The sequence below is a fragment of the Polaromonas sp. P3_B1 genome (assembly GCF_056402935.1).
Genome location: NZ_JBFUGK010000048.1, coordinates 1 through 12,803 on the forward strand (window position 1 = coordinate 1; position 12,803 = coordinate 12,803).

Genomic DNA, 12,803 nt, shown 5'->3' on the forward strand with positions numbered 1-12,803 from the left:
ACTCGCACTAACCCTGTACCGGCCAAGGGAAGCGGATTCGATCACCCGGCGCCGGGAGCGATGCAACTCGCACTAACCCTGTACCGGCCAAGGGAAGCGGATTCGATCACCCGGCGCCGGGAGCGATGCACCCCCTGGAAAGGGCAGCGCACCGCTTGAAGCAGACAAAGAAGCAAAAAACGGGAGGGCCCTTCAGGCCTGTCGCTTGGCGGCAATGTGGTGGTGGTCCTGGGTTCTGGTTTTGTAACGTCCGACCTGGCGGTCCAGCTTGTCGGTCAACTCGTCAACGGCGGCGTAGAGATCAGCGTGGGAACTCTCGGCAAACAGGTCGCGGCCCTTGACATGCACATTGCACTCGGCCCGCTGGCGTCTTTCCTTTTCCTTCATGTTGTCCACTGTCAACAGGACTTTTACGTCCACTACCTGGTCGAAATGCCGGGTAATCCGATCCAGCTTGCTCGTCACATAACCGCGCAGCGCGGGGGTGACTTCAAGATGGTGACCGCTGATCGTCAAGTTCATAAAGAGACTCCTTTTCCAAAATTGGATCTGGGTTTTTGAAAACACCACCCGGCCTTGAAGGGAGGGTGGCAGACGGGGACAACGCTCTTGGATTCACTATGCGCCCGAAGGCCGTCATTTGCAACCGGGCTTGCAATAAATAATGAAACCTTCTGAAAATCCCCTTGACCCGCATTTGGCCCGCGGCGCCGGCAGGGAAAGCCGTTCCTTCCAATGCGGCAAGCGCTTGATTTCGCTGGGTTTTTTGCAAGCAATGCAGGGCGCGAATGTGCATCCGGCTTGCAGGAAATTCACGCGGGCGGCATCATTCGGACATCGTTCAAGCTCGCTGCCCGGGGAGCGGGACAGGCCCGGCAGGCATGCATTGGGCCCGTCCGGGGCGGAGGAAAACCATAACAACCGGCCTCATCACGATCATGCATCGCCTGTCCACAGTCCATTCGGCGCAGCCGCGGCCCCGCCATGTCGCTTGAGACGATTATTTCTTCCGCGTTGACCCGGCCCGACGAGGACCGCAACGCGCTGGTGCTCATGGGCGGCGGGGCGCGCACCGCCTACCAGGCCGGTGTGCTGCACGCGCTGTCGACCATGCTGAGTCTGCAGGGCGGTGCGGCCGGCGAACGCTTCCCGTTCAGCATCCTGGTGGGCACTTCGGCCGGCGCGCTCAATGCCGCCTTCCTCGCAAGCCGCGCCAATGAGGGCCTGCAGGCTTTCGCCCAGCTGGCGGCTTTCTGGACTGCCCTGCGTTCCTCGCAGGTCTATAAACTCAAGGTGCCGGCCTGGATACGCTCCAGCCGCATCGCGGCGGCGCTGTTTTTGTCGCAGCAGGTGCGGGCGCAGCAGGCGCTGCTGGACAACACGCCGCTGGTGGACACCCTGCATCGCGCCATTTCGCTGGGCCGCATCGAGCAGGCCCTGCAGGACAGGACGCTGCGCGCCGTGGCCGTCACGGCGTCCAGCTACAGCAGCGGCGTGCACTGGACCTTTTGCCAGATGGCGGCGGGCCGGCAGTCCGACCTGTGGAGCCGGCCCGGGCGCCGCGCAGAGTTCCAGCCCATCACCATCGAACACCTGATGGCCTCCAGCGCCATTCCTTTCCTGTTTCCGTCCACGCCGCTGTGGGTGGACGGCCACCCCGAGTTTTTCGGTGACGGCTCCATGCGCCAGAGTTCGCCGCTGTCGCCCGCGCTGCACCTGGGTGCCGGCAAGGTGCTGGTGATAGGCGTCGGCCAGCCCGAGCGCGCCGGTTTTGTGGGCGGCGGCAACGGCGCCAGCGTCACCGGCCGGCCCTCGCTCGGTGCGATTGCCGGCCACGCCATGGCCAGCGTCTTCCAGGACACGCTGCAGGCCGACGTGGAGCAAGCGCAGCGCGTGAGCAAGACCGTGCGCCAGATGCCGCGCGAAATCGCGGCCATCATGCCCTACCGGCCGGTGGATATCCTCGCGATCGCGCCCTCGCAGTCGCTGGATGCGCTGGCGCAGGCCCATGCGGCCGAGTTGCCCGCCGGCACCTACAACGCCCTGGCGGGCCTGGGCGCGCTTGGCGCAAAGGGCAGCCCCGGCGGCGCCGCGCTGGCCAGCTACCTGCTGTTTGAGCCGGGTTTTGTGAAGGCGCTGATGGCGCTGGGCGAACGCGATGCCTATGCGCGCAAGGACGAGTTGATCGCCTTTTTTATGTAGCCCGCGCGGTGGCTAAGCCGGGCCTGAAGTGCCATAATCGCCGCTGTTTCAACGACGGAGAAATCCTTGGAAAGCAGCCCTAGTCGCTAGCTTTCAACACCGCAGACTGGCGCGGGCCTGCAAAGGCTCACGTTCAAAAAGGGGGTTGAAAGCGATGCCATCATCCCACCGCCCTTTTATCCCGCTTTCGCGCAAGGCCCGAGCGTAAGCCTTGTGTGCAGCGCACTGAACCGATAGGCAGCCAGTCATGCTCAATATTTTCACGCTCGCCAACGGCCGGCTTTTCCAGGAAGAAATCGAATCCCTGGAAGAACTCTCCAGGTTCCAGCCCATCTGGGTGGATCTGGAATCCCCCACCCTCGAAGAAAAACGCTGGATCAAGCAGTACTACGGCCTGTCCATCCCCGAAGACGCGATGGACGAGGACATCGAGGAGTCTGCGCGTTTTTACGAGGAAGACAACGGCGAGCTGCACATCCGCTCCGACTTCCTGATTGCCGATGACGCCGAGCCCCGGACCGTGCGCGTGGCCTTCATCCTGAACCTGGTCAACGACGACCTCAAAAGCAAGGGCGTGCTGTTCTCCATCCACGACGAGGATGTGCCGGTGTTCCGCCTGCTGCGCATGCGCGCGCGCCGCGCCCCCGGGCTGATCGAGGATGCCAAGGAAGTGCTGCTCAAGCTGTTCGACGCCGACGCCGAATATTCAGCCGACACGCTGGAAGGCATTTACGTCGAGCTCGAAAAAGTCAGCACCCAGGTGCTGTCCGGCGATGTGACCGACGCGCTGGCCGGCGAAGTGCTGGGCGCCATCGCCCGCCACGAAGACTTGAACGGCCGCATACGCCGCAACGTGATGGATACGCGCCGCGCCGTCAGCTTCATGATGCGCAGCAAGATGCTCAATGCCGAGCAGTTCGAGGAGGCGCGGCAAATCCTGCGCGACATCGACTCGCTGGACTCGCACACCGCTTTCCTGTTCGACAAGATCAACTTCCTGATGGACGCCACGGTCGGTTTCATCAACATCAACCAGAACAAGATCATCAAGATCTTCTCGGTGGCCAGCGTGGCGCTTCTGCCGCCCACGCTGATCGCCAGCGTCTACGGCATGAACTTCAAGGGAATGCCCGAACTCGACTGGTCCCTGGGCTACCCCTACGCCATCCTGCTGATGGTGGCGAGCGCCGTCGTGCCCATGTGGTACTTCAGGAAGCGCGGCTGGCTGAAGTAATCGCCGCGCCGCGGCCGCTCACGCGTCGTCGTAGACGGGCTCGCAGCGCACGTCGGTTTTTACCGAATTGGCGATGAAGCAGGCTTCATGCGCGTCGTGGTGCATCTTGTCCAGTTCTTCGCGGCTGGGCAGGTGATCCCCGGAAAAGGTCACCTCGGGGTGCAGCGTGACCACGGTCATGGCCACCTTGCCTTCCGCGTTTTTCTCCATGACGCCGGTCGCGACGTCGAAGTAGCGGTCAACGCGGAATTTGCGCTTGACGGCCATGGTGAGGAACCACAGCATGTGGCAGCTCGAAAGCGCCGACACAAAAGCCTCTTCCGGGTCCAGCGCCGACGCGTCTGACATGGGCAGCGGCACGACACTGGGCGAGGACGAACCCGGCACCTCCAGGCCGCCGTCAAAGCGCAGCAGGTGGCGGCGGCTGTAGCGGTTGTCCAGGAAGTTGGCGTCCTTGCGCTCCCACAGGGTTTCGGCGGAGTAGTGCGACATTTCTTGAGGCTCCGGCGTGGATCAGTTGAAGAAATCGTGCAGCGCCCGCGCCGTGGCCTCGGGCTGCTCTTCGGGGATGAAATGCCCGGCCGGCATGGCCTGGCCGCTGACTTCGCTGCCGCACTGCGCCCGCCACAATGCCATCGGGTCGAACAGGCGGTGCACCACGCCGCGCTCGCCCCAGAGCACCAGCAGCTCGCAGGCCAGCTTCAGGCCCTGGGAGCGGCCGTCGCGGTCGTGCTCCAGGTCTATGCCGGCGCTGGCGCGGTAGTCCTCGCAGGCGGCATGCAGCGCCTCGGCGTTGCAAAAGCTCCGTTCGTATTCGGCCAGCGCCTGCGGTTCAATGTAGTTCAGCCCGGCGCTGCCCCAGCCGCCAAGTTTGGCGTGCAAATAGGCTTTGGCGGTTTCGGGATGGTTGGCGCCCATCATGATCTCCGGCAGCGGCGCCGGTTGCAGCATGTGGAACCAGTGGTAGTAGGCGCGGGCGAAAGCCATGTAGGGCTCGGTCATGCTGCGGCCCTCGTACATGTCGAGGGTGGGCGCGATGTCGATCACGCAGAGCTTGAGCACGCGCGCGGCATGGTCCAGCGCCAGCCGGTGCGCCACGCGCCCGCCGCGGTCGTGGCCGCACAGGAAGAAGCGGTTCACGCCCAGTGCATCCATGACGCCTATCATGTCGTGCGCCATGTTGCGCTTGCTGTAGTTGCTGTGGTCCGGCAAGCCGGCTGTTTTGGAGGAGTCGCCGTAGCCGCGCAGGTCGGGCATCACGAGAAAGAAATGCGGTGCCAGGCGCTGTGCGACGCGGTGCCACATCACATGCGACTGCGGAAAGCCGTGCAGCAGCAACAGCGCCGGGCGCAAGGGCTCGCCCAGGGTGGTCTTCGAGACACGCGCATGGATGGAGGCGCCGTTGACCTCGAAACTGCGCGATTCAAAGCCGTCAAACCAGGGCATGGGCAACTCCCGTTGGATTCAAGTCGTGCTTACTGGCGCGATGCCAGGTATTTTTGCAGATTGCCCGCAGCCGTGGCGCGCACCTTGGCGCGCAGAAAGGGCGTCCATCCCAGCAACAGCCCCGGCGTGCCCAGCGCCTGGCGCGACCAGGCCCAGAAATCAAAGCGGTCGCGGTGCCGGGTGATGAGCCCCTGCTCATTGAACTCGAACACGCCGTCGATGACGTTGTGCACCATGCGGCCGGTGGCGCTGAAGCGGTAGTCGGCTTCCCAGTGCGATTTGCCGCCACGGGCATCGGCTTCAATGCCGCTGTATGCCAGCTTCCACACGTCGGCGCCCTTGGCCTTGGTCACGTCGCACAGCATATGCCACATGCCGGTCACCTCCCTGTGTCCGCGCAGCGAAAACGCCTCGTCGTCGAACTCGGCATCGGGCGCATAGCAGGTGGCCATGGTTGCGGAGTCGAGGCGGGCGAAGGCGGCGTAGAACTTTTCAAGTGTGGCCTGGTTGGGGTGCATGCTGTCTCCTCCTGGTCGGGGTATCGTGGGTGGTCGGTCCGCGAACTCTATAGCGCCTGCGGTGGTGGGGGCGTCGCTCAGGCGTCAGCCGGCCCAGCCAGCAATTCGAGCAGCCTCTGCAGCGCATGCTGCACCGTGGCGGTGCGCACCGCGGCGCGGTCGCCGTCAAAGCGCCGCACCTCCGACACCAGCCGCCCCGGCAGCGCGAAGCCAAACCATACCGTACCCACGGGCTTGGCAGCGCTACCGCCCGTCGGGCCGGCCACGCCCGTGACCGCTACGCACACCTGCGCGCGCGAATGCGCCAGCGCACCGGCTGCCATGGCGCGCGCCACTTCCTCGCTGACCGCGCCGTGGCGGGCGATCAGCTGGGGCGGCACGCCGAGCAACTCCGTTTTTGCTTCATTGGAATAGGTGACAAAGCCGCGTTCAAACCAGTGGCTGGAGCCGGCCAGGTCGGTGCAGGCCGCGGAGATCATGCCGCCGGTGCAGCTTTCGGCCGTGGCCAGCATCAAGCCCTGGGCCTGCAGCAGGGCTGCGAGTTCACCGGCCGGCGCGCCGCTCACCAGAACCTCCAGAGTGCGATCACGAGCAGCGCGCAAAACGCCGCCACAAAATCATCAAACAAAATGCCGAAGCCGCCGCGCCAGTTAAAGCCCTTGAAGGCCTGGTCGGCCCAGGCCACAGGCCCGGGTTTGACCGCGTCAAAGAAGCGGAACAAGGCAAACGCGGCCAGCTGGGCCCCGAAATCGGCGGGCATCACCAGCCACAGCACCAGCCAGAAGGCCACGACCTCGTCCCAGACGATGCTGCCCGGATCCAGCACATTCATGGCCTTGGCCGTCACGGTGCAGGCCCACCAGCCCACGATGGTGGAGGCAGCGATGAGCCAGCCCATCTCTGCCGGCGTGAGCCATTGCTGCAGCACCAGGAAGGCCAGCCAGGCCCACAGCGTGCCGGCCGTGCCGGGGGCGATAGGGCTGAGGCCTGCGCCAAAGCCCAGGGCAATGAAGTGCGCTGGGTGCGAAAGCAGGAATTTCGCGGTGGGCCGGAAAGTGGACGGCGGCGTGGTGGTGTCGGTCATGTAGGGGATAGAGGGCGACGAATGCCCACTGCTGTGGCTGATTTTGTCACAGCGGTTTCACACGCGGCCGGCACAGTCCAGCGATTCACCAGACAAGAGGGATTCGAGGATGAGCAAGCGCAACAAGCACAAGCAGGTTTTGATCAGGATGAACGTGTTGACCTTGGTGGCCGCCTGCGCGCTGTGCCTGGCGGCAGGCAGCGGCCGCGCCCAGACGGCGCCGGCCGTGGAGGCCACGCTGGCCGGCCATGCGGCCCTGGGCGCCGACGCATCGGTGGCGGCGCCCCGCGATGCCGGGGCATTCTTCGCCACGGCGGGCAAGTTTGCGAATGCGAAACGCCAGCGCAATGAGCAGCTCGGCAGCGAGATCGCCAACACCTTTGTCGGCGATCCCAAATACCCGCGCGCCTCCGGCGGTGCGCTGCCCATGAAGGGCCAGTCGGTGCAAGGCTTTTCGGGCATCGTCTCTCTGGGCAAGGGCGAATTTCTCGCGCTGACCGACAACGGCTTCGGCAACAAGGTCAACTCGCAGGACGCGTTGCTGATGGTGCACCGCCTGTCGGTCGACTGGGGCAAGGGCCGGGTTGTGCGCCGCGGCACGACTTTCCTGAGCGATCCCCACAAGCGCATTCCTTTTCACATCCAGAACGAGAACACCTCGCGCCGTTACCTGACGGGCATCGATTTCGACCCTGAATCGCTGCAGGTGGTGGGCAATGAATGGTGGATAGGCGACGAATACGGCCCCTACTTGCTGCGCACCGACTTCCAGGGCCGGGTACTGGGCGTGATCGAAACCGTCATCAACGGCAAGTTGCTGGCTTCGCCTGATCACTACATGCAGGGCCGCCTGCCCAACCTGCCCGGCGAGGCCTTGTTCGAGGTGCGGCGCTCCAACGGCTTTGAGGGCATGGCCAGGTCGCCCGACGGCAGCAAGCTCTACCCCATGTTTGAAGGCCCGCTGTTCGATACCGCAGCGAAAAGCGTGGAAAAAATCGGCGACAAGACCTATGTGCGCATCAATGAGGTGGATGCCGCCTCGGGTCGCTACAGTGGCAAGCAGTGGAAATACCTGCTCGAGGAAGTGGGCAATGTCGCCGCCGACTTCCAGCTGCTGGACGCCACGACCGGCCTGGTGATAGAGCGCGACGACAGCACCGAAGGCCAGGCGCCGGCTTGCCCCGGCGAAGCGCGCACCGACTGCTTCACGCGGCCCGCGCGTTTCAAGCGCGTCTACAAGATTGACCTGGCGGCCGCCGATGCGGACGGCTTTGTGCGCAAGGTGGCCTATATCGACCTGACCCGCATCGCCAATCCGAAGCGCCTGGCGAAGCTGGGACCCAATGAGTCGATGTTCTCGCTGCCGCACCTTGGCCCGGAGGGCCTCGCGATTGTTGATGCGACCCACATCGTGCTGGTCAACGACAACAACTTCCCGTTTTCATCGGGCCGTGAGATCGGCAAACCCGATGCCAATGAGCTGACATTGCTGGATATTCGCGCGCTGGTCGAAGCCAGATAACCCGGCCGAACCCACCCGGCCCAACAACTGGCGGGGAGTCAGCGGACCAGGTCTCCCTCGTGGCTGAACCACTCGGCCCAGTAATCGATGCAGGCGCGGATTTTCGGCAAGCGGTGCCGACCACCCAGCGTCACCGCGTGAATGGGCACGGGTTGCTCATCCACAAAGCCGGGCAGCACCGGCACCAGCAGGCCGCGCCGCACCAGGGGCTCGGCCGCCAGCATGGCAAAGCGCGCGATGCCCAGGCCTTGCAGGGCCAGCTGGCTGGTCGTGCCGGTGGAGTCGGCGCGCCAGCAGCCGTCCGCCGTGATCACCACAGGCTGGCCGTCGACGATAAAGGGCCAGCGGTTGAGCTGTGTCGCGCCGCTGTTGGTGATCAGGCGGTGCCGGCCCAGGTCGTCGGGATGCTCGGGCGTTCCGTGGGCCGCCAGGTAAGCCGGCGTGGCGTACAGCCGCCGCCCGTGCGTGCCTATCTGGCGCATCACCGTGTTTTCGTTGGTGTGCGTGCCGCTGCGGATCGCGATGTCCACGCCGTCGCGCACCATGTCCACCAGGCGGTCGTCCACTTTCAGTTCGACGCACACACCCGGGTGGCGCTGGTTCAGTCCTTCCAGGCTGGGGACCAGCAGGTATTCGGCCATCACGGTGCTGGCCGCCACCCGCACCCAGCCGCGGGCCTCGCCGCTCTGGCTGGCGAACTCGCCTTCCAGGTCGTCCAGTGTGTGTGTCATGCGTCGGCAATAGCCGAGAAAGGTCTCACCCTCGGGTGTGAGGGTCAGCGCGTGCGTACTGCGCTGCACCAGCCGCGCGTTGCAGGTTTTCTCGATGCGGGCGATGGCGCGCGACACCTGGCTGACGGGCACGCCTCGGGCGCGGGCCACGGCCGAGAAGCTGCCCAGTTCGGCCACGCGCGCAAACAGGTGCATGTCGTCAAAGTTCAGATTCCGCATGCCGGCCATATTACCCACGGCGGCGGATTTTGTTTTGCGGCTGGAGCAAGACGTATTTGCTCTGCGGGTGGTTTCCGGCGGCGGTGGTTTTGCGCACAGTGGAGCCCTGCCCCACCTGAAAGGACGCTCTGATGAATCCAGCCTACACCGTCTCTGAAGAGAACCGCCTGGCCGCCGCCGCACTGGCCGAGGCACGGCGCCTGCGCGCCCTTGCGCCGGCTGAATTCTGGTCGGCGGCCGGACGCTGGGCTTGCAGGGCGGCCGGGTGGTTGACGCGCGGCCTGGTCGGTTGCGTCCGCACGGATGGCGCCACGCGCCCTCAGGCGAAGTGATCGAAGGACGCGTAGCGCCGCTCCATCGGCGTGCCGGCCGCGTCCAGCAGTCGCAAGCCGGGATTCACTTCCATACAGCCTATCCGGCTAACCGCTGTTTTCGCCTCGCGAGCCGCCGCTTGTACGGCTTCGCGCGCCGACACCGGGGCAGTGAAGGCCAGTTCGTAGTCGTCACCGCCCGACAGCACACATTCCAGCTGTTTATCGGCGGTGATGCCGGCCAAAGCCCAATCAGGATGGGCGACGGAGGCTAGCAGCGGCGTGAGGGCCGCCGTGTCCATCGTGGCGCCCGCGCCGCTCGCGCGCAGGATGTGCCCCAGGTCGCCGACCAGCCCGTCGCTCACGTCGATAGCCGCCGAGGCGATGCCGCGCAAGGCCTGGCCCAGCGCCACGCGTGGGGTGGGTTGCTCAAGCCGGCGGCGCGTCTGCGCGAGCAGGTCCGCCGGCAAGGCCAGCGCGCCGCGCAAGGCGTCCAGCGCGAGTCGGGCGTCACCCAGTGTGCCGCTCACGTACACATCGTCGCCGGGCTTGGCGCCGGAACGCAACAGCGCCTGGCTTTTGCCGTTCAGCGCAGGCACTTCGCCAAACACCGTGATGCAGATATTGAGCGGCCCCTTCGTGGTGTCGCCGCCCACCAGTTCGCAGCCGTGCGCATCGGCCAGCGCCAGCAGGCCTTTTGAAAATGCGGCGAGCCAGGCTTCGTCGACCCGCGGCAAGGCCAGGGCCAGGGTGAAGGCCAGGGGTTTGGCGCCGCAGGCCGCCAGGTCGCTGAGGTTGACGGCCAGCGCCTTGTGGCCCAGTGTGAAAGGATCCACGTCCGCGAAAAAATGCCGGCCCTCGACCAGCATGTCGCTGGAGACGGCGAGCTGCGTGCCGGGCGCCGGTTGCAGCAGCGCGCAGTCGTCGCCCACGCCCAATGCCGCGCGCGCGGTGGGGCGTGTGAAATAGCGTGCGATCAGGTCAAATTCACCCATGGCGCAGAGCATACAGGCTGCGCCGCGTGTGCATGCGGCCGCACGCCCGTTTAGACGGTGAACAGGTCCTCAGGGGTATTGCTGGTGCGAAACGCCGCCGCGAAAGCGTTCCGACGCCTGGCGTATGACTTCGGCCAGCAGGTGTTCCTCGCCCTGTCTTTCGCGCAGCCATCGGGCGTCGTTGTCGGCGCGCTCCACGCTGCTGCGCAGCAGGTGCAGCGATGCGCCCGCACCCATGGCGGTGGCATGGCGCTCGATTTGCGCCATGGTCTGCAGGATGTGCTCGCGCAGCGGCATGTGGCCGCCTGTGGCCGGGTCCACATAGACCGCGTCCAGGCCGAAGCGGCAGGCCTGGAAGCGGTTGTAGGTGTAGACCAGGTAGTCGTCCTCGGTGGGCATGAAGGGCTGCTCGTGCATGAACCAGGAAGCCAGCGACTGCACGAAGCCGGCCAGCGCGGTGGCCCGCTCCACCGTGAGCGGCGTGTCGAACACACGAATTTCGATAGTGCCGAACTCCGGCTTGGGCCGGATGTCCCAGTAGAAATCCTTCATGCTCTTGACCACGCCGGTGCGCGTCATCTTGTCGAAGTACACGCTGAAGTCGTTCCAGGTGAGCGCGAAGGGCGCGCGGCCCGAGAGCGGAAATGCGAACACCGAGTTGAGCCGCGCCGAGTCGAAGGCCGTGTCCTGGCCCTGCACATAAGGCGAGGAGGCCGACAGCGCGATGAAGTGCGGGATGTAGCGCGACATGCGGTGCAGCGTGAGCAGCGCGCTGTCGGCATCGGGGCAGCCCACATGCACATGCTGGCCGAAAATCGTGAACTGCTTGGACAGGTAACCGTACAGCTCGGACAGCTCGCGAAAGCGCGGCTTGTCGTAGATGCGACGCTCATGCCACTGCTGGAAAGGATGGGTGCCGCCGCCGACCACGGCGATGTTGAGCTTGTCGGCGCTCTTGACCAGCGCATCGCGGATCTGCGAAAGCTGGCCCAGCACTTCCGACGCGTTGTGGCAGACGCCGGTCGAGACCTCGATCATGCTTGAAGTCATCTCGGGCACCACGGCGCCGGGCAACGAAAACTTCCCCATCAGGCGCAACATGTCTTCTGCATACGGCGCGAGGTCGTAGTCGTGCGTATTCACCAGCTGCAGCTCAAGCTCCACGCCCAGCGACAGCGCGGCCGATTTGTGAAAGGGTTCAAGGCTCATGGACGGGTCCGGATGCGGGGCCGCGCGTGAGCGGCGCCCAGGGTTTGGAACTTTCTCCGGCGCGGTAGATGGCCACGGTGGCCAGTACCGCGCCCAGCACTTCCATCAGCAGGATGGCGGGTAGCGCCACGCTGGCGATCTGCCGGCCCAGGGCGCCCGAGGCCGTGGCGAACTGCGACACCAGCAGCAGCGCGACCGAGGACATCGGCGACATCGCGCAGCCCACCCACAAGGCTTGTTTCCAGCTGGCGCCGCTGCCCACGTTGCCGATGGCGACACCCATGATCTTGGCCGCCATGCGCGCGACGACCATGGCAATGACCAGGCCGGCTACCGGGCCGCTCCAATCGGCCTGCGCCGCCACCACCGAGACCAGCACGAACATCAGCATGGTCAGCATGGACGAAGCCGTGCCCATCTGCCGCGGCCATGACCAGGGTCGCGGATTGAGTTGCTTGAGCAGCATGCCGCCCAGCAGCGCCGCCAGCGGCGCCGAGCCACCGAAGTGGGCGGCCAGCGCCGCGCCCGCGGCAATCAGGGCCAGCAGCAGAATGGCGGTGTTTTCGCTGGTGGGGCTCATCACGCGCAGCGCGGTGCGCAGCGTCAGCGCGAGCACCGCGCCCACCACCACCGAAAGGCCCAGCACCACCAGCACCGGGTAGAGCGTGCTGAGCACACTGGCCACGCCGGATTCAGGGCGGTGCATCATGCCGGCGCGGGCGCTGCACAGCGTGAGCGCATACAGCGTGCCCAGCGTGGACAGCACCAGTGCGCGTTCGGTGACGGGGCCGGCGGCGCGCGTGTCTATGGCCACGCGCGACAGCACGGCCGGCGAGGCGGCCATGGCCAGCAGCGCCAGCGGCTCGGCCACGGCTTCGCGCACGCTCATCGCATGCAGCGCCCAGTACACCAGGATGAAGGTCAGCGCCGATTCGGCCAGGCTTTGCACCAGCACCATGGGGTTGTGGCGAAACCAGCGCAGCGGAATGCGCCCGCCGGCCTCGAACAGCACGACAGCCACGCCCAGTTCCAGCAGGAAGAGCCCCGTGCCCTGCAGCGGCCAGACCGCGCCGGTGAAACCGGCCAGGCCGGCCAGGCCGCCGACCAGCGAATAGCCGACCACCTTGGGCAGGCCGGAATAGCGATTGAGCAGATGGCCCGCGGCAGCGGCCAGCGCAAGAAGGATGGACCACTGCACCGTTGGCAAACCTGCCGAAGGTTTGATCCATTCGGCCCAGATGGCCAGAATTTCATTCATGGGGAAAGGGTCTCCACTCTGGTAGGAACTTCTGCAGACAAACCGCCTGAAGGCAGCATGTTGCGCGTTGGTCG

Annotated in this window: 14 protein-coding genes; 4 read left to right on the forward strand and 10 right to left on the reverse strand. The window is 65.5% G+C overall.

The genetic code is table 11. From position 1 onward, the window contains the following. Window positions 1–192: 192 nt before the first annotated feature. Complete coding sequence (gene hpf / locus AC1DXS_RS22080) at window positions 193–522, reverse strand: ribosome hibernation-promoting factor, HPF/YfiA family (protein ID WP_411879632.1); 330 nt, start codon at window positions 520–522, stop codon at window positions 193–195. A 462-nt stretch (window positions 523–984) separates the two neighbouring features. On the opposite strand from hpf, the gene AC1DXS_RS22085 reads away from it, so the two are divergent. Further along, entirely contained in the window at window positions 985–2,202 is a 1,218-nt protein-coding gene (locus tag AC1DXS_RS22085; RefSeq protein ID WP_477739598.1) for a patatin-like phospholipase family protein, read from the forward strand. Window positions 2,203–2,449: 247 nt separating this feature from the next. Next, window positions 2,450–3,436, forward strand: coding sequence for a magnesium/cobalt transporter CorA (gene corA, locus AC1DXS_RS22090; RefSeq protein ID WP_477739599.1), 987 nt, complete (start codon window positions 2,450–2,452; stop codon window positions 3,434–3,436). An 18-nt stretch (window positions 3,437–3,454) separates the two neighbouring features. Here the strand turns inward: corA and AC1DXS_RS22095 are convergent, their stop codons facing one another. The 5 genes from AC1DXS_RS22095 to AC1DXS_RS22115 form a co-directional block, all read right to left on the reverse strand. Next, window positions 3,455–3,928 carry an OsmC family protein gene (locus AC1DXS_RS22095; protein WP_477739600.1) on the reverse strand — a complete coding sequence of 158 codons (474 nt, stop codon included), beginning with the start codon at window positions 3,926–3,928 and terminating at the stop codon, window positions 3,455–3,457. 21 nt (window positions 3,929–3,949) lie between these two features. Next, window positions 3,950–4,882 carry an alpha/beta fold hydrolase gene (locus AC1DXS_RS22100; protein WP_477739601.1) on the reverse strand — a complete coding sequence of 311 codons (933 nt, stop codon included), beginning with the start codon at window positions 4,880–4,882 and terminating at the stop codon, window positions 3,950–3,952. Between the two features lie 29 nt (window positions 4,883–4,911). Continuing rightward, window positions 4,912–5,400, reverse strand: a complete 489-nt coding sequence (locus AC1DXS_RS22105) for a nuclear transport factor 2 family protein (RefSeq protein ID WP_477739602.1) — start codon at window positions 5,398–5,400, stop codon at window positions 4,912–4,914. Between the two features lie 77 nt (window positions 5,401–5,477). Beyond that, window positions 5,478–5,966 (reverse strand): CinA family protein, encoded by a 489-nt coding sequence (locus AC1DXS_RS22110; protein WP_477739603.1) that lies wholly within the window; start codon window positions 5,964–5,966, stop codon window positions 5,478–5,480. Then, on the reverse strand, window positions 5,963–6,484 hold the full coding sequence (locus AC1DXS_RS22115; protein ID WP_477739604.1) for a phosphatidylglycerophosphatase A family protein: 522 nt from the start codon (window positions 6,482–6,484) through the stop codon (window positions 5,963–5,965). The genes AC1DXS_RS22110 and AC1DXS_RS22115 overlap by 4 nt, the downstream gene beginning before the upstream one ends. Before the next feature lie 109 nt (window positions 6,485–6,593). Between AC1DXS_RS22115 and AC1DXS_RS22120 the strand changes: the two genes are divergently transcribed. Further along, a complete protein-coding gene (locus tag AC1DXS_RS22120) occupies window positions 6,594–8,006 on the forward strand; it encodes an esterase-like activity of phytase family protein (RefSeq protein WP_477739605.1) in 1,413 nt (470 codons plus the stop codon). A 38-nt stretch (window positions 8,007–8,044) separates the two neighbouring features. On the opposite strand, the gene AC1DXS_RS22125 is transcribed toward AC1DXS_RS22120, so the two are convergent. After that, window positions 8,045–8,956 carry a LysR family transcriptional regulator gene (locus tag AC1DXS_RS22125; protein ID WP_477739606.1) on the reverse strand — a complete coding sequence of 304 codons (912 nt, stop codon included), beginning with the start codon at window positions 8,954–8,956 and terminating at the stop codon, window positions 8,045–8,047. 131 nt (window positions 8,957–9,087) lie between these two features. Between AC1DXS_RS22125 and AC1DXS_RS22130 the strand changes: the two genes are divergently transcribed. Beyond that, complete coding sequence (locus AC1DXS_RS22130) at window positions 9,088–9,288, forward strand: hypothetical protein (RefSeq protein ID WP_477739607.1); 201 nt, start codon at window positions 9,088–9,090, stop codon at window positions 9,286–9,288. Here AC1DXS_RS22130 and thiL read toward each other — a convergent pair. From thiL to AC1DXS_RS22145, 3 genes are all read right to left on the reverse strand, one after another. Beyond that, window positions 9,276–10,262: a thiamine-phosphate kinase gene (thiL, locus tag AC1DXS_RS22135; RefSeq protein WP_477739608.1), complete on the reverse strand. Its 987-nt coding sequence runs from the start codon at window positions 10,260–10,262 to the stop codon at window positions 9,276–9,278. The two genes, AC1DXS_RS22130 and thiL, sit on opposite strands and share 13 nt — an antisense overlap. 69 nt (window positions 10,263–10,331) lie before the next feature. Continuing rightward, window positions 10,332–11,471: a YbdK family carboxylate-amine ligase gene (locus tag AC1DXS_RS22140; RefSeq protein WP_477739609.1), complete on the reverse strand. Its 1,140-nt coding sequence runs from the start codon at window positions 11,469–11,471 to the stop codon at window positions 10,332–10,334. After that, window positions 11,461–12,729: a cation:proton antiporter gene (locus AC1DXS_RS22145; protein ID WP_477739610.1), complete on the reverse strand. Its 1,269-nt coding sequence runs from the start codon at window positions 12,727–12,729 to the stop codon at window positions 11,461–11,463. The genes AC1DXS_RS22140 and AC1DXS_RS22145 overlap by 11 nt, the downstream gene beginning before the upstream one ends. Window positions 12,730–12,803: the final 74 nt, after the last annotated feature.